Here is a 20,761-nt window from a genome sequence, read left to right on the forward strand (position 1 = left end):
CTATACCACCTCCATTAGTTCGACATTAAATGTTTGCCACTTGCCAACGCCCATTTCAGCATTTATGGTATCGATCGCCACATTACTACGAGCCACTTTAGCGCCTTTTTTGTACGCATTTTTAAGAGCTTGTACTGTGATTGTATCTGCACCAATTGCTGTGATTATAACGTCCTCGCTCGCTACATCATCAAAAATCGTAACCTGCGTAAATGATGTAAAACCTTCTATGTTGGCCACTTTTAAAATAGTTGTACCTATTTCGACAGCTTCGATAATATCCGTTAATGCTTTATCTAAGCTGATTTTATTTGAGCTGCCATCCAATGTATCTGCAAATGTCCCAGAATTCCCAGGAACACGGCCATCTAGCTCAAGTTGAACTTGTAAACGTTGCATTTGACGAGCGTGTTCTATCAAAACTCGATAAGCGTTGTAGATTCCCCACTCAAAATTATTCGCAAATTCTGACATGAATGGTGTGCCATCATCAATAACTTCACCTGTCACAGGGTCTGTAGCATCATCATGCCATTGTGTACGTTCATAAGGATTTTTTTTGAATTTTAAAGGTATCTCGCCATTCATTAGATTATTCACTTACTCTCACTTCCTTCGCTTCCAGTTGTAGAGGAAATGCGATAACATACCCCTGTGAACTCTTTTGATAATTCATTGTTTTAACGTACAATTCACGCCCATAACTATCGACTAAAGCAGCACGTGTAACTAAGCCTTTTTCTAAAGACAATTTCACATACTTTCTTAGTCCATACTTTGTGCTAGTATTATAGATTTCTTTGTCATACACCACTCCATCAATAGTCACCTTGGCTCCTGCTACAAGATTACTTAAAAATTGCTGCGTTAAATCTATCATTAACGGTTGTATTTCATTCAATTCCTCACACCTCCTGCTCTAAATCTTCCACAAATCCGATTGTTCATAATGAAACCATAAGTATTATTCGAAACACTTAATATTTCATTGCCTAATGCGCCGTGGGTTTTAGCTGTTTTAAAACGACCACAAATTTTATGATTTATTTGCCATGCATAAGTACCGGCGTGTAGTATCAAGAATTCATTTAACTCATTTAAAAAAATATAAATGCCAACACCTGCAGTCTTGATTCTTTTAACTAATTCATCTGGGATGCTTTTAGCTGATGAACGGACATTAAGTAACAATGTTGCTGGCTCAAACTCTCGCCAACCTTCCTCAAAACCAATAAAATCGTGGCCCATATAGGCATCCATGATTTGGTTCATTGTTTCAATGTCACCCTCCGAAAGATTAAGGATGCATTGAATTTTTATCATTTTGCGATATTCTGCATCATCCCAACTACCACGAGAAATACCCTCGTCTTTACCTAATCGGTCTAATCCGTAACCTTCTGACCGATCCACGTCCCAATACTTTAAAATAGTTTGCTGGATAGAAAGGTTTTCTACGCTATTTTCAGCAATAATTTTAAGTAGTTTATAGTTATTACTATCCTCCTTTTGTGAGAATTGCTGAGGCATACGATCTAATAGTATTTGCAATCGTTGATTATTCAAGAGGCAACACCTCGATTTTTGATTCATCTGTTTCGGCCACTTCTGGAAAGGCAATAAGGACGTTCTGAGGTTCATAAATGTCACCATCAATAGAAAACTCCACACGAACATCATCAACGCCATCAATGGATAAAACACGGGCTTCTGCTTTAGTACAAACAACATCGGTACTCATGCCTACACCAAAATAAAGAGTCCCATTGTATGTACCGCCAACATATTTAATTACTTGAGCAATAGCCAAATCATCCCCATTCAACGGATATTGTTTACCTTTTTTGATAAATATCTTGACGAAAACAGGGACGGTTGTAGCGCGTGTAAAGCCGATTTCATGCACTATACCTCTATTGTCAGTATAAGTGAAGACTGTAGAGCCATAAGCACGAATACCGCCACCTTTTTTTCTGAAGATAGCCATTGCAATGTCTTCGTCTAGGCCACCTAATACCACCGTTTCGAACGAATTTGGAGGCCGACCATCTGCATCTTCAACATTTGTGTCATTTTCAATTACAATAGCAGCACGTACACCAGGCACATCGTCTAGAACATTCGCTTCGATTGACTCAATACGTCTAGAGCCTAATTTCCCTAAGGATTCATAATAACGGTCCTGCAATTCTTCATCCGATTCCTCATCTTGACCATTAAAAAAAGCATCTGGATTCGTTACCGAATTGATGCCACTCTGCGGATTTACAATGATTGATATGTCATGAGGCTCTACATTGCCGATAGCTCCATATTCAAGGGCTTCGACAGGTATACGATAATTTCCATCTTCTACGGCATCAACAGCCTCTAATGCTTTAAAATATACGTTATATCGTGTTCTAAATAAATCATCTATATTTATTTTGGCACCTTTGTCTAAATTGACGATGACCTCACCAGTGGCTTTAATCCAACGTTTGCGTGTGATTACACGTATAACATTTGCTTCTAAAGATGCTCCTTCACTTGTATCAACAAAGCGAGAATTATAGACATGTTCAAGCTCCTCATTATCTTCCGCCCTTTGTTGGGCTTGTAAGTGGATGAATTTACCTAATGGCGTATTGTCTGATAGATCAGCATCATCGCCAAATAATTCACGGGCCATCTCTTGGATTTCAGGTAAATAATCAACAGTTCGTTTGCGTTTAAACCCAAATCTGGTTAACAACAGCTTCACCCCCTATTTCACTACCTGCTGTTGTACGTGCTTTAAAATAAATAGTTAGATGGCGTTTAATTCTATTAAAATCGTATTCTACATACATTACTTCAGCTATACGTGGCTCTTGATACAAACAATCATGCATAGCTTGTACGATTTGTTTTTTGTTTGGCAACTTTTGTTCAATCACTGATCTACGGAAACCATGATTATCATCAAACATCCATTCACCTACTCGTGTACGCAACAAATGTTTTAAATTTTGAATAAGTTGGTCATCACCATGCACAAGCTCATTTAGCACCCAATCACCATCATCGTCATATTTAAGTGTGTGCATAACCTACCTCCTACACTGAAGCTGCAGTTAAATCCTTACCATTTGCAGTAATATTGCCAGCTGTAAATTCTATATCATCGGCTTCAACTTTAAATTTGGATGATTTCACCATGATTTCTCCATCATCTTTTAATACGATTTTTGTTTGGAAATCCTTAGTCCCAATAACCACATCATCAGGATGTTCATTTTGAATTGGAGACGTAAAAAGGTTAATACCACCAACTATTAGGGCATCATTAGCACTAAATGAACGACTAGCAGCCTCACCACCACCAAACAATAGTGGGTCTATATCAGCTTGGGAACAAACCACAAGTACTAGATTGCCTTTCTTGTAAGGTATTTGGATTACAAATTGATCTGTTTGATGGAATGCTATCGGTACATCCAATATAGGCGTAGCTTCTGGATCATTCTTTGGAAGAACATCCGCCCTAAAAAGATTCATATCAATTTCAAGTATTTCACAGATCAAACAAGTATTCATGTTCATCAAACTTTCTTCAATAGAATTCCCTACAAACTGACTAATAGATGTTGTCATAATGGCACCACCTCGCATTCTGTGTAGTATTCTGTTCCTGACGTATCCCCTTTATGCTCACCTTTTGATACCCGAAACAGTCCGCTAACATTTCTGGACGTTAGTTTAATAATGACATCTGTTGTGACTTTATGATTTAACAACATCTTAATTTTGTAGCCTTTAAGCTTTTTCTTAGCAGGCTTGGATATGGACTTTTTTTCCTCGCTTTTTTTATCTGTTTTTCCATTCTTCCTTTCACTTTTTTTCTCAACTTTTTTCTCGGCCTTTACTTCCTTTACTTCTTCTTCAACTTCTTCTGGATCATCGATTAATCCTGTTTCTTTCGATATATCAAGCCCGATATTGTTGCCTTTAGCTTGGTCACGTACATAAAGCCGATTTTTATTTACATACTGTTTTGCTTTGCAATCCTTCGCAATTTCAGCAATTTGAAATTTAATTTTGCCATTGAGTACTTTACCTGAACGATATACAAAATCGACTGGTAAATCTATATCCCCGATGGCAAGTCCTGCATCACGGGCTAATTCGCGCAATATGAGTGATGCGTGAGTATTTCGTCCATACGTTCGTTTCACAACACCATTTGAATAGTCCAAACTGCAATCAATGCATTTGAATGTTGTGATCTTATCTAGCCCTTCCCACTTCGTTTCTTTTTTCTTTAGTGAACCGCTAAAAATCACTCCATTATCATCAATATAGCCAGCACTTAAAATAACAGCTTGATTTATAGAAATAGAATTAATAGTTTCATCCTTGAGGTTATAAACTTGAATATCAATCGTATCTACTTTTTCATTGTCACCGAATGGCACGCTAAATTTAATTGTGAGTGGATCCGTAATTTCTCGGTTACTCACTAAAAAAGTAGTTTTACGCATGAATAAATTACTCATCTGATTCACCTACCACATATAAAAAGACCGTCTCGTTCAGGTTTTCGTAGGTAATACGAGTAGCTGAATTAGCTCGGTCTTTAGGAATTATTTGTACTTTTGGCAAGTCAATGTTTACACGGTTTCTGAATAATGGGCGGTTAAGGATTAGTTTTTCTCCAATAACTAAAACACCACCATCTTTGAATAAATCTACAGTGAAAAAGTCATGCGCTTGATTGTAATTAACTTCAATTTCAAACACTTCTCCTCCAAGCTCTATTTCAAAGGAATATGGTATCTCATTTTTATCGATGTCAATATATTCATCCATTACTTACGCCCCTCCATTCCTGCCCAACCACCTGATGAACTTTTAGGTGGTGTTGTGTATTTTTCTTTAGTGGTTTTTGCTGTTGTAGTAGGTGTCTTTTTCGTTTGTTGTCGACCCTTTTTAGTAACAGCCTTTGTCTGTTTTTTAACTGGGATAGATACACTAACAAACTTAGCAACCTTACCTACTTTTATTTGTTTGAGCGTCATCGTAAAGGCATAGCCATCTTTTACTCTAGCTTCATAATCACGGCTGAAGTCAGTTATAACCATGTGATTTAACTTTGTCATGTAATCAAAATCAATTATTACACCCTTTTCTCGGTATTCTCGAAGTTTCAGCACTTTTGCCTCAGTCTCATCAAGAATTACACCTGTTAAGGAAATGGTGATAGGATTACTTTTCACATGGTCAGTTATCTGCTCGCCATCTTCAAGCGCATGGTCAGTTGTAGTAGAGGACTCAGGCATTGACACCTTTGTTATGACATCGATTAATACATCTTTAATGTACGGCATTCCTATCACCACCTAAGTAGCCTGAAATTCTGTATCTATGATATCTGAAATGACTTCTCGTACAATCGGAGGCACTTTTTCTTTAATTAATCGAGCAATCTCATTGATTTTATCTGAAGATGCATTTATTTGAATTGGCATATCGATATTGATTTGATGACCTTGTGCTGTAGGTATCATACTAGATTCTAAAGAAGGACCTTCAGCGTTAGGTATACTGGAATTACTGGACACTAAGCCGTTAGTATTTTGATTGTCACTGTTGGTAGACCTTATTCCTGCTGACATATCAATAGCTGGTGTGCCATCACTATTAGATGAAAGTATCCCCATCGAACGTAGTGTATTGGATTGTTGGGCAGTTAAAACAGCCTCGTTTTTATGCAGTTCGGCCACGTATCCATCGTAAGGTACGTTTTCAAGACCTGTAGCATGGGAACCACTGATAAAGTTACCAACTGCACCTGCTGCTTTGCCTATTGTACTTCCAATGGATGTAACCCACCCTGGTAATTTGAAATTGGTGATTGCATTTTTAAATCTATTGAAGTTATTGGTGATAGTATCCCAATTTTGATATATCGTAACGCCTGCCTTAATTAACATTCCTATTGGTCCAGTTAAAAAAGAGAGGATAGGGTTATTATCAATAACTTGCCATAGTTGTATAGCCTTTGTTTTAACGGTATCCCAATTTTGATATAATGCTACTCCACCTGCAATAAGTAAACCAACACCAGTAACGACCATACCGATCGGATTAGCCCTTAAAGCAGCATTAAACCCTTGTGTTGCTACTGTAGATGCGAATGTACTAGCTTGATATGCTGTCATTAGAGTATTGACTGTAGAAATTACTTTAAATGTTGCGAATGCACCTGCAATCCCTGCTGTTGTAGCTATAACTAATTCTTTATTATCAATCATCCAGCTGATACCGTTTTTAAATCCTCCAAAAGCTGTACTTGCTGCACCAATTCCTACTACAACAGTGCTACGCATTGTATTAGCAAATGAAGCAATTTCATCACTTGCATCTTTTGAAATACCGAAGTTTTGCCACAAGTTAGATACATTTCCTGTATCATTCACTAATGACATGAAGGTATCCTTGGCCGTCCCTGCGAAAGAAACTACACGATCGATTTTATTGACCAACTTGTCAGTATCTAAGTTTTCCATCCATCGTGATGCCGATTTCATTGACAGTACGAACGGTTCTAATAATGGACCACCAATTTTCCCTTTGATATTAGTCCATGACTGTTTTAAGTTACCTAGCTGATTTTCATATGCATCGGCTTCACGAGATGCTTGCCCTAGTGCTCCAGACAACTTGTTTCCATCTTCAACCATTGCCATTAAGGTTAATTGCTTTTGAGATTCATTCAATTTAATGAACGATTTACCATAGAGTTCATTAGCTTTAGCATTACGTGTTGTTTCTGTAGCTGAAATACCTAGCGCTGCATCATTTTCGAAGTTACCTTTTAAAAAGGACTGCATGTTTTCAATTACTTCTTCAATTGATCGATCATAAAATGCGGCACCATCTGCAGCAGCTAAAGTAGCTCGTTCCGTCAAAGACAAAGCATCTGCAGTATCTGCTCCAGTTGTTTTAGCAAATGCGGCTATTTGCGTGAAGCTACCTTTTAACCGTTCTGGCAACATACCTGTTTGTTTTGCAATTTTGTTTAAATTTTCATCTGCTGTAGATTGCATGCCTGTAAATACCTGTTCAAATTGCGCATTCATAGCTTGGAATCCGGCCGCTGACTCAATAGCACTTAAACCAAACTCTTTCACCTTATTAACAGCAAATACACCAGCAACTATCCCTGCAAGACCACGCATCATTGATTTAAAACCATTTAATGTTTTACTGACGTGTTGAACTTCTTGATTTAATTGCCCAGCTTCTGTTTCGGCGTTATTTAATCCGTGTGCAACGTTTTGTGAAGCTGATATACCTGCATGACCAAAATGGTTAAAGCCCTGTGTCGTATGAGTTAATCCTTGACCAACATTGACTATTTCATCTTCAATGTTATCCATGACCTGATTCAAATGTTGTAAAGTTGTTGTTGCTTCGTCCCTAAAATAGATACCTACATACATATCACGCATGCTAGCACTGGTCATTTAATCACCCCTAACATTTTTAAGGATGCGAGTGTTTCTAAAATGGTATCGTTATCCCACTGTTCCACTGAATGCGGATTAATTTTGTAGTGATATCCGATAGTATATTTCCACCACTTTTCACCTGCTGCTTTTTCATAAAAAGAAGGGATGCTTTGCACCCCTGAAATGTTTTTTAATTTATTACTGTCCTGTTCGAAGAAAGTTGAAGGCTGCGGTAGTGACCTCCTCTAACTCTTCCCACGTTTCAAATTCATCCATTTTTAAACCACTTGGTACAACGACTACATGTTCTAACATTTGTGGCATCATTCTTGAATTAAGAATTTTCCCTTGTAGCCCTGTACCAATATCGATAATTTCTGCTTGCTTGGAATTGGGTACATTTTGGAATGTGTATTCATTACCTGCTGTTGACGTAAATTCTTTTGTTTTTGGTTTAAAAGTCATGTAATTAATCCTCCTTATATTGTGCTGCTAGAATTGTGTATTCAACACCTTCAACTTCGGCTCCACGCGAGAAGTTTGGATTCTTAGAAAAACGACAATCCAAACCACTCACACGTTTCTTTCGTTTTGCATCATTGAGTGAAACGTTAAATGATTCCTTCGATTTCAACAACGCGTCTAACATTGGTACGACACTAGAATCTTGTTTTAAAGTAAACGTAAACGTCCCTGTTTCGTCGGCTGATTCGTTGTAAGTAACAGAACCATCGGCACCTACATGTTGACTAAATGTATCTTCGTTCTTCTCAGCCTCGATTGGCGTGCCATCCATAAATCCAGTAAGGATTATGCCGCCGACAATCGCAACTGTGTCTTTAAAATTAAAAGTTTCAGCCATTTAAACCCCTCCTTAAACCGTTAGTACGCCACGAATTTGCACCTTTTCGAATGCGCCTGCAATAGTTGCAGTCCATTGGATATCTGGCAAAATACGCTGTGCTAGGGTGTTTTTTGGAATATCTTTTCTCCTAGGGAATGTAATTGTGTACATTGGGTTACCAGCATCATCGCGAGCGATAATACCTTCACCAGTTGTTGTATTTTCTACTGTAGAAGCCAATACACCCTCCACTTCTGCAACAACTAAACCAATACCAGTATCAGTACCAGGCACTTTATCTCTTAACGCAAGCAATCTGAATACACTTTCGGCAATACGTGCTTTTAAATAGTGCGTGGCCTGAATTACATCAATGTACTCTCCACTTGTCGCAACGCCTTTGGAATTTATTAAGAGGCCTGCCTCATTGATGTAGGTAGATGCATTTGCCTCATGAATACGATTAATCATTGTATTGTCATACTTTACAGCTGGCACACCTTGTACATTTTTAAATGTCCATGTATACGCGCCGATTTTCTTTGGTGCACACGCCCCAATTAACCCCTCTGCTACATACGTTTCTGGTTGATCATGCACAAGAATAAATGTGTTATCGTACTTCCCTTTTAGTGTCTCTGCCAGCTCAATATTTGATGTTGTGACACCATATAGCTTATCTTGGGTGTTAGTCCATTCCGCTAGTGCTGTTATTTCTTCATCACCTTGCTCAGTACATACAACATAATAAAAATCATTATGCGTTTTGATTAAATCATTCAATTTTGATGTTAGTGTGGTTGCATCGCTTGCATAAACAAAACCATGTACTGCTATTTCTGCTGGTCTTAATGTTTGACCAAACATACGAGAGAGCAACTTATATTCTTTTGTACTTTCATCAAAATCAGCTGCTACATCCTCAATGCCTGTATATTCTTTGTATTCTAGTTCTTTACTTGTTGCTAGTAACAAAGGTAAGCCAAAACCTTTTTCGGAAATTGGCTTTGTCTCTCTTGATATTTGCACGTCAACATAGCGCATTTAATCACCTTCCTAATTTCATTTCTACTTCCACTTTGTCGAAGTAATCTATTTCGTGTTCATCAATCTCTAGATAACGAATGATTACATCAAATCCCCACTTTTCATCATAAGAATCTAACAAAAAAGTTGTACGGTTAGTTACATCAGTAATATTTACAATGGCAACATTGATTTCATCTAAAAATAAAGAACCTCGCCACTCAAACCACTTACGAAGCTGTGTAGCTACTTCAAAAGCGTTATCATGCGAAGTTCCATAAGTATTAAAAGATATAGTTGCATTGCGTTCTTGTACTCGTGTTTCTGATAAAGTATTAGGCTTACTAACTTGTGATACATCTTCTTGCCCTACACCTTTTCGGTCACCGATTACTTTATAAGTGGCATAAGGTAATTTTGGCACATCACCTGTTTGATCAGCTCGAATAATTGTTAATGCAGTATCTTCAGCAAGCTGTTTACGAATCAATTTAGCTAAATTCATTTCTCTCGCCACCTCATGATGTAGATGTTTACGTCTGTATACTCCGAAAAGTCTTTGAAGGCTTGTACAGTGTATTTTTGATCATTGTACTCAACCTTTGTGCCTTCAGGTATTTGATCTACAACTAGTAGTTTCTTTTCTTTCACAGTATAAGTGCCGTTTTCATCATATTTTAAATCATCATTACTAAGAGGTAGGATGATGCCAGTCAATTCAGTTGGAATTACTACGCCATTTACCCATTCACCATCAATATAACTACCACTGCCCATTAAATGAGCAATAAACGGTACTCCTTGATCATGAATAACGGATGCAAATAACATTTTTTCTGGCATTATCGAGTCACCACCTTATACGTAATTCTTTGACGTAAGCCACCTTTGTCAATCAATGGATTACTAGACCCTTTTTGAGCAATTGTTGACGGAGCGTTAGGCGGATCATCTAATTGTGTGAGTTTCCTTTGAATATCCCCTACCATCTTTGCCCCTAATCGTTCACAAATTGTACGAGCGCTCATTTGTCCGTCCAATAATTTAGGTAGTTGTTTCTTTACAAACTTAATCCATTCATCATTCTTTTCATCAAATGTGGACCTCAAAAAAGAACGTTCAGGAATCACTATGGACCCTCTTTCTTTACGAATGGTTATACCAAACTCATGTACAGTTGCAATCATGGCATAAAAAGAGTCATCACTCCCAAAAATACCGACTTCTATTTCAAAGTTCCTGAGCTCTCGTATAGATTGTACTAATTGTGGGATTCGATTAGTACCACTTATCCTTATCCGCACACCCATTACAACACCACCAAATTAATTGATTTCTTTGGTTTTAATTGATCAGCCAACTCATCCATAATTCGTTGATATTCTTGACCATATTTCGTCCCTAACAAACCGATATTTTTGTTCGGATCGCTGTATTGACGCTCAATTACGTCAACTTTCTCACGGATTACTGATTGGTCCTTGGCTACACTTAAAATAGCTAAATGAGCAGCCAAATAACGTGCTAATCGCTCTTGATATAACTCTGGGACAGGCAAAGAGGACACTTCTAAGGAAGCATCCTCAATGTACATTGTTAATCGGTCATCTGAAATAGAAGTAAATTCATCACTAAGCATACGAATGCGCTCTAATGACGTTAATAACATGTGAATCCCTCCTATTTTTCGGGATTTTTCAATTCTTCAATGCGTTTATTGATGGCATCCAGTACTGTTTTACGATCTTCTTCAGCTTTCAGGGACTCTAACATATCAATATCGAAAGCATCTTCTATCATTGCGATTGCATCCTTTGCTGATGGTCTCGCTTTGTCACTGTCATAGACAAATTCACCTTTTTCATTAAGGTGTTTCATCAGTGGATGAGTTAGAAAACGTTCAAAGTCCTTCTCATCCACTTTATTTGTACCTGGATTAAGAGTTAAATCATTGGCTGTGTACGAATGATTTCCTTTATTCTGCACTAACATCAATCATTCCCCCTTAAATTCCATCCGCACGGCAAATAGCCATCGGATAACGAATAATTAAGCCTGTTGTACGTTCTTCAAACGGCACTTTTGTATTCGGGAATGCATATTCTTGTGGATGACGTGTAACATCCATAGGAATACCAAGCTCCACTACTGACGGTGACGAATCAAGGACCACAAAACATTCAGAACCTGCTAAACCTTTTTTCGCTAGATCATTTACTGTTTCAATTCGCTTAAACCAATTTTGAGATTTAATGTACTCCAACACTGACTGTTGTGTGAACTCGTTGAATGTTTTTTCAAGCTCCTCAAATGAGTCAGGTGTCAATAACAGCGTATCAGCTTCATGACCGTTCAATTTATTGATCATATTTTTAGCTTTACGAATGTCAGCAACGATTTCTTTACCTGACTTGTCTTTCCATTTTGTAGAAGTACCAGCCTCATTATTTGGCGTAGCATACACTTGAATACCAACTGCATCAGTTAAGCCTTTGATTTTGTATTTCGCTTCACCAGAGAATGCAATTTGGTTTTCCTTTTCAGCAATGGCTTTTCGTACTGTATCAGCTTTTGTTACATCAATCCCTTTGCCAGACATCTGCGCTTGTCGTACTTCTTGTACAGAAATATTGAATGCTGCAGCAATTGAATAAACATTTACTGTATGACGTTCTAAGTCAGCATCAACTAGTGGCACATCTGTAGCTCCAGGAGCTAGGATTTTTGCTACACCCGAACGAGTCATTACATCATAACTGTAAGTTTCTGCTCCTACTGGAATATCGGTTTTTAATGCAAAAATTGAGCGTGCTTTTAATTCCGAAGCGTGTGGCTCATAAATGCGTTTGTCAATTGCATTTAAGTCTTGTGGGCGGATTAAAGCATCTCCGCGATAAGCTTGAATTGTCATATATAGTTTCCTCCTTAATTAAGGTAAGTTAATTTCGATTTCTACTAATTGATCTGCTGAAGCATTGGCTTTAAATACTGCATTTTTCACTTCGACAGAACCATCTACAGTAAACTTTTGAGTAGCAGGATCTACTTTCACAGCTTGGCCGTTGATAACGTCACCACCAGCAACTACAAAAATACGACCACGTTTAACAATCGCTGCAGGTTCACCAACTGGATAGTTCTGGTCGTCTTTCTTCTCTACGTAATCGTGGATATTTTGAGCTAAAGCGATACCGATAACTGTGCCGCCTGTTGCGATTGGTTTAATCGCTGTTCCTGTTGAATTAAGTTGCACTGCTGCACCAAAAGGAACCTTTGATTCTACTGGGTAAGTATCCGCTAAGTAATCTTGATAACTAGATAATTGACCAGCTTTACCCGCTGGCTGCATGTAATCAGGGTAATTTGTAATAGGCATGTGTATGTCCTCCTACGAACGCATGTTTAAGCGTTTATTTTTTAGTTCTTCTAAATCTTTATTTCCGCCAGCATCGCCAGTGTAAGCGCTATTGGCCCCTGTGCTAGAGAAACCATTTGATTGCACTTGCTCCACAGTCGCATCAAAAAAGGCGTTGATATAATCGTCTGATTTACCATCGCCCTTAAAGTCCTGTTTAGTTGTAGAAATAACTGCTTCTTTAATTTCACGATCTGTTTTACCTGTGAAGTCGAATGAATCACCTAAAAGTGGTTTAGCAGCGCCAATTAACTGCACACGTGCCTCAACATGTTTATCTAATTCGTCTGCTGATACCTGCTTTGCCTTTTCATCCTCAAGGTCTTTCTCAGTCTTTTTAAGCTTTGTTTCAAGTGCATCGTAACGACCTTGTAAAGCATCTACTGTACCTGCTTTCGTTTGAGCTGTTTCAAGTTGTGCCTGTAATTTCTCGATGTGAGATTTTACAGCTGAATCTACTTCAAAATCTTTTCCGTCAATTTTATATACTGGCATGTTATGCCCTCCCTTTTTATCATCATTTACTTGCCATGCATCTGAATCTGCACGAATAGCAACCTCGGGACCTGCACGACCCTTTTCTACGATAGCGATGTGATTGATTTCAACATTCCGTTGTACATATTCGTACTGATCACCGTTATATGTTCCACTTTCTGCAACAACATCCGATAAGAAACCAATACTAATTTCGTTGTACCCCTCATGAATTTTCTCAATGAGAGTTTTGTCTGTTACGGTCAATGAAATATAGAGTTTGAAGTCCTCTACACGCGAATCTGTATGACTCATACCTTTTGCATAGGCTTGATAGTTATCAATTGTTACTGGCTCATTTGGATGGCCATCTGTTACTGGTTTAGAACGCGCTGAACGAATAGTGCGGTCGCTAAAGATTTCATCAGGCAGTTTTGCCTCCATTTGGACTGTGCCATCTTGCCGTTGATATGGAAAAACACCAGGACGAGTAATTGGTACATTGACCGTTAAATACCCTTCTGGTGTTTCCATGTAGTCTTTTATATAAGATGTGTCATAGCGTTGTAGTTTCAATGTTTCACCTCCTCCCTATAGAATGTATAATTACATGCCAATCATTATTGAAGCTATGATTGATAAAATAATCCAAATTACAAGCACAGCATTTGGAATTTCAGTGTAGCCCTTCATTATCAATCACTCCTTTTTATTAATCTTCATCATCAAATACAGGAATCGCAACACACCTACAGCGATAATCCTCGCCAGGTAAAACCTTTCTACCGTTCACGTCTGGTGGGTCATCGTAAGAAAACACATTACCACTGAGCCTTTTATGTGTATCTCGTACACGCTCGTCAGCCGAATCATACCACTCAAACCGTTCAATCCCTATATTCTGATGGCGCTCAGCTGTCATTTGCCCTAGTATAGAACCTGCTTGGTCCACAGCAATAAATTCAGCTCTACCTTCAGCGACCTCTACTCGTTCTTGAATGGACTCACGTATCTGTTTGATAGATTGCCCTTCCTGAACGCCTTTTCGAACGACATTCTCAACCTCGTTTCGGTAATCATCCTCAATATTCTTGATGTAGGTCACATTGTCTTTGATTTTATTGACAAGGAATGTCTCTAACCAAGGTTCTCGTTGCGCTAGATCAATCCCTCTTACAGCAAGTTGATTAGCAATGTTATGTCTATTAAACCGATTAACGTTATTTACAAACTTTTTAGCTGCCGAAAGCCTTCTTCGCTCACTGAACGACTTTGAAGCCTTCTTCGCTAATGCTTTAAACATTCGTTTGAGGTTGTCAAAGATGCCATCAACTAAGTATTCAGTAGAGTCCTGCCTTTGATCATTTAGTAATGGCACTACATTCTGTTCAAATTGCTTTAGGGTTTCCTCTCCCAACTCAAGAATCATTTTTCGGATATCTCGACTGTACGTAACGGTTGCTGCATCTGGAAAACGAGTTATTGGCACCTTTTTACTCATTGTGGTCACGATATCCTTTGTATACTTTATCAACAAGGTTCTTCAAATCGGCTTCATCTCCACTGAATTTAAGAGTATCTGACAAACCAAATTGACCAAAACGAGCCTCACGGATTTCATCAGCAGTAATAATATTATTGAGTAAGTAAATCTGATCTGTTTCAGCAACTAACTTACGTATTTCAGCATCTGTTTTAGCATCAACGTTCCAAAGAGGGTTAAATTGTATTTCCCACTCTAATGATTCAGGGTCAATACGTCCTCCGAGCTCCTTTTCTGCCATTAATAACATACGAATGAGCTTTTCTAAATGAGGTTTCATATCATTCTCTTGGTCTGCCACAATACGCGAATAATAGTTCATCACATCGTATTGAGCACCAGTAATGGTGCCTGATTCTTGCCCCTTGATGACTGTTTTTGGCATACGGGCAGCACCAGCAAGTAGGTCCCATACGAAATCCAGCAGATAGTTAATGCCACCTACTGACGTTGCTTCTTTCTTCAGTTCCTCACCATCAGCAATCATTGCTAATGCTTCAGTTCTAAACATGTAGTCCATAATCATAGACAGTTGCTGCTTATCTTGAGTCGATAGATTTTCAATATCCTTCGATTTATATACTTTGAACGTGAAATCATGGAGGATTTGACCAACTGACCATACAGACGTATCAAAAACAGTCAGAATATCATACAGCGGCTCAAGTAATGAACGCCCCTGCGCTTCCCCTTCAAATCGTCTTGTCTGACTGTGGAGCAAGCGAGAGACATGCACTGATGACTCTGTTGTTTGTGTCTGTAACCCATGACTTGATGCTCGATTAATGCGTAACTGCTCTAATTGGCCGTATTTAATATCAAATACATCCTCGTTGATCAAAAATTCATTTACTTTCATGGAGCTGAACGCATGGAGATAATCGACTTTATATAATTTATCCATCTGTAGTTCATCACTTAAATCAAATGTGCTAGCTTGCGTTACCCCTAAACTAATAAAACCATCTCCACGGAGACGGTCATAAGTGAACATTTCTTTAAATGCTTTCTTTGCTTTAAGATCAGCAAGCTTACTCATAATGTTACGAGCTAATTTTTCATCCTCCATCTTCAAAGTGAACCAATTACGTGTCATATCCTCGGCTGGTATATCGATGATGTTTTGCACAATGCGGCTATCACCGTATAAGTTCGTGATTTCATCATGAGATAATTTCCGGCCAACACCAGCAACCTGTCTGGTCAGTTTATCTTTATGATTTGCCTTGCCATTCCCTTGCATGAAGTCATTTCTCAACTCTTTTGCTCGGTCTAAGGATTTCATATTCTCACCTACCTTCCTAGTAAATTTTTATAGCGATCAATTGGATTCTTTAAGTCTGATACTTCGTAATCATCGAGCGCGTACCATATGGCACTTAAAGTATGTGGGTCAATACTAAACTCATCCGGAATGATTTCGTCGTTCTTATTTTTCTTATACGTCAGAGGTTGCAATTCGAAAATGGTGTTTGTGCATTTGTCAGAACAAAATATTTTTTTAAATCGTTTTACCTTTTTCGTATACTGTAGCCGCGAACCTTGGAACTTTTGAGCAGCAACCATGTTAAATCCTTGTTGTCTAAAAAACTCAATCGTTTTAGGTTCTGCACCATCCGCTCGAATACGTTCTTTCGTTTCTTTAAATTCAGCGATTTCTATGGCCGTTTTATCATCGGTCATTTTGTTTTTGTAGTATTCATAGTAGATGTACAAGTGCTTATGTTGCTTATCGATAGCCACACGGATGAGCGCATTGTATGATTCCTCAAATCCGAAGTCCATACCAGCTCTAAACGTTAAAAATGGTCGCTTACTCTCGATAAACTCCATCATTTTGTCATGTGGCATCACTTCAAATTGTGGTAGAACCTTTACACCATTTACTCCAAAACGTCCTAAACGAGCTACCCTGTATAGATCTGGGTCATACTCCTTTAACTCATCTAATTGAGCGATATAACTTTCAGGCAAAAATAAATTATCATCAGCTGTTGAGTGATGATAATATGTGTCGTTCTTTATAATTGTCTTTTGCTCATAGAGAAGCTCGTCTTCTAAAACTAATCGCTTATTCAAATCATCTTTGAAGAAATGTTTATATGACCAGTTATCTGTTCCAATTGGGTTTGTAGAGAGAATCATATGCAGTTTTAAAGTCGGATGGCGTAAACGGCCAAGTAATTCTTTAAAGCCTGCATATTTGATTTCTGAGCATTCTTCCAACCATACAATCGAGATGTTATTAATCGACTTTAACTTTTGTGGCTTATCCATCCCTTTAAAGATGATTTTTGAGCCATTAGGGAAACGAATTTGCATAGGCGATGATAAGCATTTGACTCTTCCATCCAAGCCTAAATCAATCACTATTTCCTCTAACAAAGAAAATGTGGAATCTCTATGAGTATCATATACTTCACGTACAACTAGTGCTGTTCGTCTCTCTTGCAGTAACTTCAAAATTAGTTTTAATGCCACATGGTACGACTTACTGGAACCGTATCCTCCCACAAGAAACTGAAACTTGGTTGACCAATCAAATAGAAAATCGTCAAATCGAGGATTAATTTCTTTCTCCATCAATCCTCACCCTTTCGTTTGATGACAATTTCCATAGGTCCGTCATCTTTCTTATCAAGTTTTTCAATTTCGGCTTTTGTTTTATCGATGGACAATTGCATCTGCTCAAGCTTCAATCGACGCTCGTCATCCTGATCCGCCATCTCCACGAACTGACGAATAGAAGAACGCAACTCCCCAATTGCTCTCGATTGAGCAGTGAGTAGTTGCGCCTGTCGTTCCCATGCGAATTGGAATTCGTACTCTTCTTCTGTTACAGCCTTTTCTACGCCTCCACCATCCTCTTTTGAACGCGGATAGTAATCGTATTTTGCCTTTTTGAGCTCCTTAATTATTTCGTCTTTAGATTCGACATGCATAATCCTTTGAGCCCTTATGATAGCAGCATACTGTATCTGTATTTGGTCCCAGATTAAATCGGCTGGAGAACGCTCGTTCATCGCTTCCATGATTTCGAGTGTTTCTTCTGGTAAGAACTTTGAGAAAAAGCCGTGCTTCTCTGCTATTGAGTTGCGTTTCGGAAACTTAGGTGTCGGATTGGGATTACCTCTATTCCCCTTAGCATTATCATTGCCTTTTGGGGCTCCAACTTTATTTGGAACGTTCCGTTCATTTGATTGGAGCGTTCCATTCAATGTTTCATCCCACTTATCTTTATTTTTCCACCCTCGGACGGTACCTTCACCTTTACCAAGTTGTACAGCAATATCTTTAAGTGGGATATCACTGTTATGTTCTTTATAAATTTCAAATGCTTTATCTCGATTCGGATCTCTCGCTCTAGCCATATCTCATAATCACCACCACCTATACCTGAAGCCTTGGAAGCCTCTTACTTGTTCTAAGCCTTCTTGCCTTAAATCATCCATAAAAATAAGACAACCGTTCCATGTGCGATTAGTTACCTCACATGACGCAGTTGCCTTTGTTTCTATTCTCATCACCCTCATTGATGATTCAATAAATCCATTTTTGACGAAATACACTCTGTCACCAATGTTTAGTTTTTTAGGATGCCTGGATAGTTGCCAGAATTGTTCGTATCCACCTTGTTCATAAACAGCAGTTTCTTTATCATCATTTACATATTCACTCTTAGGAATCGTTACTACGATGTCCAATGGCATCACCCCATTATGCTAGTTGCTTATAGTTTTTTAGAAATAAAAAAACCGTGTATCTCTACACGATTTTTATATCTTTTGTTTTGATATCAATTGGAACTAATACGTATTTTCTTTCACCACCACCAGGTTTTGCAGAAATACTTGATTCAACCGAATATACTCTAACTTTCTTTGGTCCTTGTTTGGCCATAACAATAAATGCCTCTCTTGACTCTAATTGATTAAGAGTTATAGATGCATCATTTACGTTTCTACTGTCACCCGAATATATCAATTCGATTGATGAATTATCTCCATTTGGATAAAGAAGTACTTTTATATCCATGCCCTCACCCCCACCCAATCATAACCTAGTAGATGAAATATATGTAATAACTTTTTGCTCTCAAAACCACATCAAACTCTGCCCTCTCAACTCAAAGTGTTTTGGCTGTTTGATGCAGTTTTCAAAGCAAAAGAAAAAGCCCTGTGAAGGGCTCTTAATTTCGTGCGATTGAAGCATTAGCCCACATTACAGCAGTTTCTAGGTTAGTCATAGCAACTGACTTCTCACGGCTGTTTGGGCATTCTTCATCGATTAGATAAGCAAGCTCTTTCGCCTTTTCACGAATAGCCTCATACTTTGCTGGTTGTCCCTCTTTTGGTGCATGGTACATAAAGTTGTTTTCAATTTGTGGTTTCATTTGTTTTCTCCTTTCAAAGCAAAATAAAAAGCCTCATCGCATTGATGAAGGCTTTTTTCTATTGTGTTATCCTATTTTGTCGAGTGCTCTTTTCCGACTCGTGGTAGAGCGACACCACGTTATTTTGTAACGAATTGTGTTCTAATTTTAGAGTGCATTTCCGTGCACTTGTTACATAGTAAGTTTGACTGAAATTATGGAAAGTGAACGAAGTTCACATATAAACCACTCCTTTAGTTTTATTAGCCTTTTATATTAATTAAGATACCTAATCTCTTAAAAAAATATGGGCCGGCGATGTATGTCTTGCTCCGAACAAGTTTGTTCAGCGCAGGTCGGTCGTCGGTCTGTCTTTCCCTAATATTTAGGTTTTTATAAATACCAAGTGAAGAAAGATTTACCTGTCCGACCTCCCCTTAAGTTTACATGTGAAAAATATACCATTTCAACAATTCGTCATATGCGTTTTTTGCGTCATATGCGACATTTAACTTCCGACATCATTTCTAAAATATTTTCTTTTAGTCGTCTAATTGTTGCTTCTGATAGTCCCATTGTTTGCCCTATTTTACGCAATGAAAATCCATCTAGGATACAATTAAGCACGAATATTTCACGTTCTCCTGTAACATTGCTTGCTCTTTTTTGGATTTCCCTAACTTTCCATTCATAACGCAAAACTCTTTTTACATAAAATTGCGAACGTCTTGTTGCTTCATAACTAACTGGATCACTAGTTCCTCCACTGGCTCTTGGTAATGTTGCCTCGATTCCATATGCGGCTACTTTAGCGCCATCGTACTCAATATCTTTTGCAAGTTCATTCTGCATTTTTCCTAATCTAATTTGTTCAACCATCCAGTGATAATCTTTCAACCATTGATCTATCATATACTTTTTTACTTCTTGTGTTTGCCCTGTTAACATAGGTTTGCCCTCCTAGGTTGTGTTATAATAACGTTGTTAGTACCGTCAAAGGGCATAAACCAATTCGAGCTGTAGCGTGTGATGACGCTGCGGCTTTTTCTTTTACTCATATTGTTCAGTAATCGTTATTTATCAAAATCAGTTTCTTCCCACTTGCACCATCCGTCAAAACCTTTTTCTGCTGGATCGTCTTCTCTATCCTTATCTTCAACAATGCAAGCTACCTTTTTAACCTCTAAAATAAAGACCTGTTCATCTCCAGATAAGCTTTCTTCCATAATTGACTCCTTAGCTGCCTCATAATCAGCCAAAGCACTTTTATAAGTATCATGTAAGTTAAATTCGTTATAAGTGGTATCATATACAGCAAACTTATCTGGTCTAAGAACTAACTTGCTATACTCTAATTCATTAGCATAGCCCTCACTAAATGCTAAGGCTAAAATACAGAATGTTTCTTCGTCACCATACTTATTAATTGCTTCACTTGGTACACCTACTGCATTTAACTTTTCATGATTAGCTGCATTATTTTCAACAAGAATATAAGCATCTTCTCCACCGTTTTGTTCAATTACCTCTAAACCGTTTAGAACATTTAAGATTGCTTGTTTATCAATTGTTTTCATACTTGTTACCTCCAATTGTTTATTTGTATTTG

The 20,761-nt window shown here is 38.1% G+C and carries 30 protein-coding genes; all 30 read right to left on the reverse strand.

What is annotated here, in order from left to right; all coding sequences use genetic code 11:
* The 30 genes from MHB65_RS17885 to MHB65_RS18030 all read right to left on the reverse strand — a co-directional run bounded on the left by MHB65_RS17885 (position 1) and on the right by MHB65_RS18030 (position 20,729).
* Positions 1-600 (reverse strand): hypothetical protein, encoded by a 600-nt coding sequence (locus tag MHB65_RS17885; protein WP_342441228.1) that lies wholly within the window; start codon positions 598-600, stop codon positions 1-3.
* Complete coding sequence (locus MHB65_RS17890) at positions 593-901, reverse strand: hypothetical protein (RefSeq protein ID WP_342441229.1); 309 nt, start codon at positions 899-901, stop codon at positions 593-595. The genes MHB65_RS17885 and MHB65_RS17890 overlap by 8 nt, the downstream gene beginning before the upstream one ends.
* Entirely contained in the window at positions 898-1,566 is a 669-nt protein-coding gene (locus MHB65_RS17895; protein ID WP_342441230.1) for a hypothetical protein, read from the reverse strand. Before MHB65_RS17895 ends, MHB65_RS17890 begins: the two co-directional genes overlap by 4 nt.
* Positions 1,559-2,734 carry a baseplate J/gp47 family protein gene (locus tag MHB65_RS17900; RefSeq protein ID WP_342441231.1) on the reverse strand — a complete coding sequence of 392 codons (1,176 nt, stop codon included), beginning with the start codon at positions 2,732-2,734 and terminating at the stop codon, positions 1,559-1,561. Before MHB65_RS17900 ends, MHB65_RS17895 begins: the two co-directional genes overlap by 8 nt.
* Complete coding sequence (locus MHB65_RS17905; protein ID WP_342441232.1) at positions 2,712-3,068, reverse strand: hypothetical protein; 357 nt, start codon at positions 3,066-3,068, stop codon at positions 2,712-2,714. Before MHB65_RS17905 ends, MHB65_RS17900 begins: the two co-directional genes overlap by 23 nt.
* Before the next feature lie 10 nt (positions 3,069-3,078).
* Positions 3,079-3,615, reverse strand: coding sequence for a Gp138 family membrane-puncturing spike protein (locus MHB65_RS17910; protein WP_342441233.1), 537 nt, complete (start codon positions 3,613-3,615; stop codon positions 3,079-3,081).
* Complete coding sequence (locus MHB65_RS17915) at positions 3,612-4,517, reverse strand: hypothetical protein (RefSeq protein ID WP_342441234.1); 906 nt, start codon at positions 4,515-4,517, stop codon at positions 3,612-3,614. Before MHB65_RS17915 ends, MHB65_RS17910 begins: the two co-directional genes overlap by 4 nt.
* A complete protein-coding gene (locus MHB65_RS17920; protein ID WP_342441235.1) occupies positions 4,510-4,830 on the reverse strand; it encodes a hypothetical protein in 321 nt (106 codons plus the stop codon). The genes MHB65_RS17915 and MHB65_RS17920 overlap by 8 nt, the downstream gene beginning before the upstream one ends.
* On the reverse strand, positions 4,830-5,348 hold the full coding sequence (locus MHB65_RS17925) for a phage baseplate protein (protein ID WP_342441236.1): 519 nt from the start codon (positions 5,346-5,348) through the stop codon (positions 4,830-4,832). Before MHB65_RS17925 ends, MHB65_RS17920 begins: the two co-directional genes overlap by 1 nt.
* Positions 5,349-5,360: 12 nt before the next feature.
* On the reverse strand, positions 5,361-7,490 hold the full coding sequence (locus tag MHB65_RS17930; protein WP_342441237.1) for a hypothetical protein: 2,130 nt from the start codon (positions 7,488-7,490) through the stop codon (positions 5,361-5,363).
* A gap of 183 nt (positions 7,491-7,673) precedes the next feature.
* Positions 7,674-7,940: a hypothetical protein gene (locus MHB65_RS17935; protein ID WP_342441238.1), complete on the reverse strand. Its 267-nt coding sequence runs from the start codon at positions 7,938-7,940 to the stop codon at positions 7,674-7,676.
* Positions 7,941-7,944: 4 nt separating this feature from the next.
* Positions 7,945-8,337 carry a phage protein gene (locus MHB65_RS17940; protein WP_281114883.1) on the reverse strand — a complete coding sequence of 131 codons (393 nt, stop codon included), beginning with the start codon at positions 8,335-8,337 and terminating at the stop codon, positions 7,945-7,947.
* A 12-nt stretch (positions 8,338-8,349) separates the two neighbouring features.
* The gene (locus tag MHB65_RS17945; protein WP_342441239.1) at positions 8,350-9,363 is read right to left on the reverse strand and encodes a DUF3383 family protein; all 1,014 of its coding nucleotides are present in this window, start codon (positions 9,361-9,363) and stop codon (positions 8,350-8,352) included.
* A gap of 4 nt (positions 9,364-9,367) precedes the next feature.
* A complete protein-coding gene (locus MHB65_RS17950) occupies positions 9,368-9,850 on the reverse strand; it encodes a hypothetical protein (protein ID WP_342441240.1) in 483 nt (160 codons plus the stop codon).
* Positions 9,847-10,188 (reverse strand): hypothetical protein, encoded by a 342-nt coding sequence (locus tag MHB65_RS17955; protein ID WP_342441241.1) that lies wholly within the window; start codon positions 10,186-10,188, stop codon positions 9,847-9,849. Before MHB65_RS17955 ends, MHB65_RS17950 begins: the two co-directional genes overlap by 4 nt.
* Positions 10,188-10,655 (reverse strand): hypothetical protein, encoded by a 468-nt coding sequence (locus tag MHB65_RS17960; protein ID WP_342441242.1) that lies wholly within the window; start codon positions 10,653-10,655, stop codon positions 10,188-10,190. The genes MHB65_RS17955 and MHB65_RS17960 overlap by 1 nt, the downstream gene beginning before the upstream one ends.
* Positions 10,655-11,014 (reverse strand): DUF4054 domain-containing protein, encoded by a 360-nt coding sequence (locus MHB65_RS17965; RefSeq protein ID WP_342441243.1) that lies wholly within the window; start codon positions 11,012-11,014, stop codon positions 10,655-10,657. Before MHB65_RS17965 ends, MHB65_RS17960 begins: the two co-directional genes overlap by 1 nt.
* An 11-nt stretch (positions 11,015-11,025) precedes the next feature.
* On the reverse strand, positions 11,026-11,337 hold the full coding sequence (locus MHB65_RS17970) for a hypothetical protein (protein ID WP_342441244.1): 312 nt from the start codon (positions 11,335-11,337) through the stop codon (positions 11,026-11,028).
* Positions 11,338-11,350: 13 nt separating this feature from the next.
* On the reverse strand, positions 11,351-12,256 hold the full coding sequence (locus MHB65_RS17975) for a family 1 encapsulin nanocompartment shell protein (RefSeq protein WP_342441245.1): 906 nt from the start codon (positions 12,254-12,256) through the stop codon (positions 11,351-11,353).
* Positions 12,257-12,274: 18 nt separating this feature from the next.
* The gene (locus MHB65_RS17980; RefSeq protein WP_342441246.1) at positions 12,275-12,721 is read right to left on the reverse strand and encodes a hypothetical protein; all 447 of its coding nucleotides are present in this window, start codon (positions 12,719-12,721) and stop codon (positions 12,275-12,277) included.
* A gap of 12 nt (positions 12,722-12,733) precedes the next feature.
* Positions 12,734-13,813 carry a DUF2213 domain-containing protein gene (locus MHB65_RS17985; RefSeq protein WP_342441247.1) on the reverse strand — a complete coding sequence of 360 codons (1,080 nt, stop codon included), beginning with the start codon at positions 13,811-13,813 and terminating at the stop codon, positions 12,734-12,736.
* A 136-nt stretch (positions 13,814-13,949) separates the two neighbouring features.
* Complete coding sequence (locus MHB65_RS17990; protein ID WP_342441248.1) at positions 13,950-14,738, reverse strand: minor capsid protein; 789 nt, start codon at positions 14,736-14,738, stop codon at positions 13,950-13,952.
* Positions 14,731-16,065 carry a phage portal protein gene (locus MHB65_RS17995; RefSeq protein WP_342441249.1) on the reverse strand — a complete coding sequence of 445 codons (1,335 nt, stop codon included), beginning with the start codon at positions 16,063-16,065 and terminating at the stop codon, positions 14,731-14,733. Before MHB65_RS17995 ends, MHB65_RS17990 begins: the two co-directional genes overlap by 8 nt.
* A gap of 8 nt (positions 16,066-16,073) precedes the next feature.
* The gene (locus tag MHB65_RS18000) at positions 16,074-17,366 is read right to left on the reverse strand and encodes a PBSX family phage terminase large subunit (RefSeq protein WP_342441250.1); all 1,293 of its coding nucleotides are present in this window, start codon (positions 17,364-17,366) and stop codon (positions 16,074-16,076) included.
* Positions 17,363-18,151: a phage terminase small subunit gene (gene terS, locus MHB65_RS18005; protein WP_342441251.1), complete on the reverse strand. Its 789-nt coding sequence runs from the start codon at positions 18,149-18,151 to the stop codon at positions 17,363-17,365. The genes MHB65_RS18000 and terS overlap by 4 nt, the downstream gene beginning before the upstream one ends.
* Positions 18,152-18,160: 9 nt before the next feature.
* Positions 18,161-18,484: a hypothetical protein gene (locus MHB65_RS18010; protein ID WP_342441252.1), complete on the reverse strand. Its 324-nt coding sequence runs from the start codon at positions 18,482-18,484 to the stop codon at positions 18,161-18,163.
* Between the two features lie 61 nt (positions 18,485-18,545).
* The gene (locus MHB65_RS18015) at positions 18,546-18,815 is read right to left on the reverse strand and encodes a hypothetical protein (protein WP_342441253.1); all 270 of its coding nucleotides are present in this window, start codon (positions 18,813-18,815) and stop codon (positions 18,546-18,548) included.
* A gap of 154 nt (positions 18,816-18,969) precedes the next feature.
* Positions 18,970-19,173, reverse strand: coding sequence for a hypothetical protein (locus MHB65_RS18020; RefSeq protein WP_066037345.1), 204 nt, complete (start codon positions 19,171-19,173; stop codon positions 18,970-18,972).
* A 474-nt stretch (positions 19,174-19,647) separates the two neighbouring features.
* A complete protein-coding gene (locus MHB65_RS18025) occupies positions 19,648-20,100 on the reverse strand; it encodes a LuxR C-terminal-related transcriptional regulator (protein WP_342441254.1) in 453 nt (150 codons plus the stop codon).
* Positions 20,101-20,225: 125 nt separating this feature from the next.
* Complete coding sequence (locus MHB65_RS18030) at positions 20,226-20,729, reverse strand: hypothetical protein (protein ID WP_342441255.1); 504 nt, start codon at positions 20,727-20,729, stop codon at positions 20,226-20,228.
* Between the last annotated feature and the right edge of the window lie 32 nt (positions 20,730-20,761).

This window comes from Lysinibacillus sp. FSL K6-0075, from assembly GCF_038592945.1.
GTDB classification, from domain to species: Bacteria; Bacillota; Bacilli; order Bacillales_A; family Planococcaceae; genus Lysinibacillus; species Lysinibacillus fusiformis_F.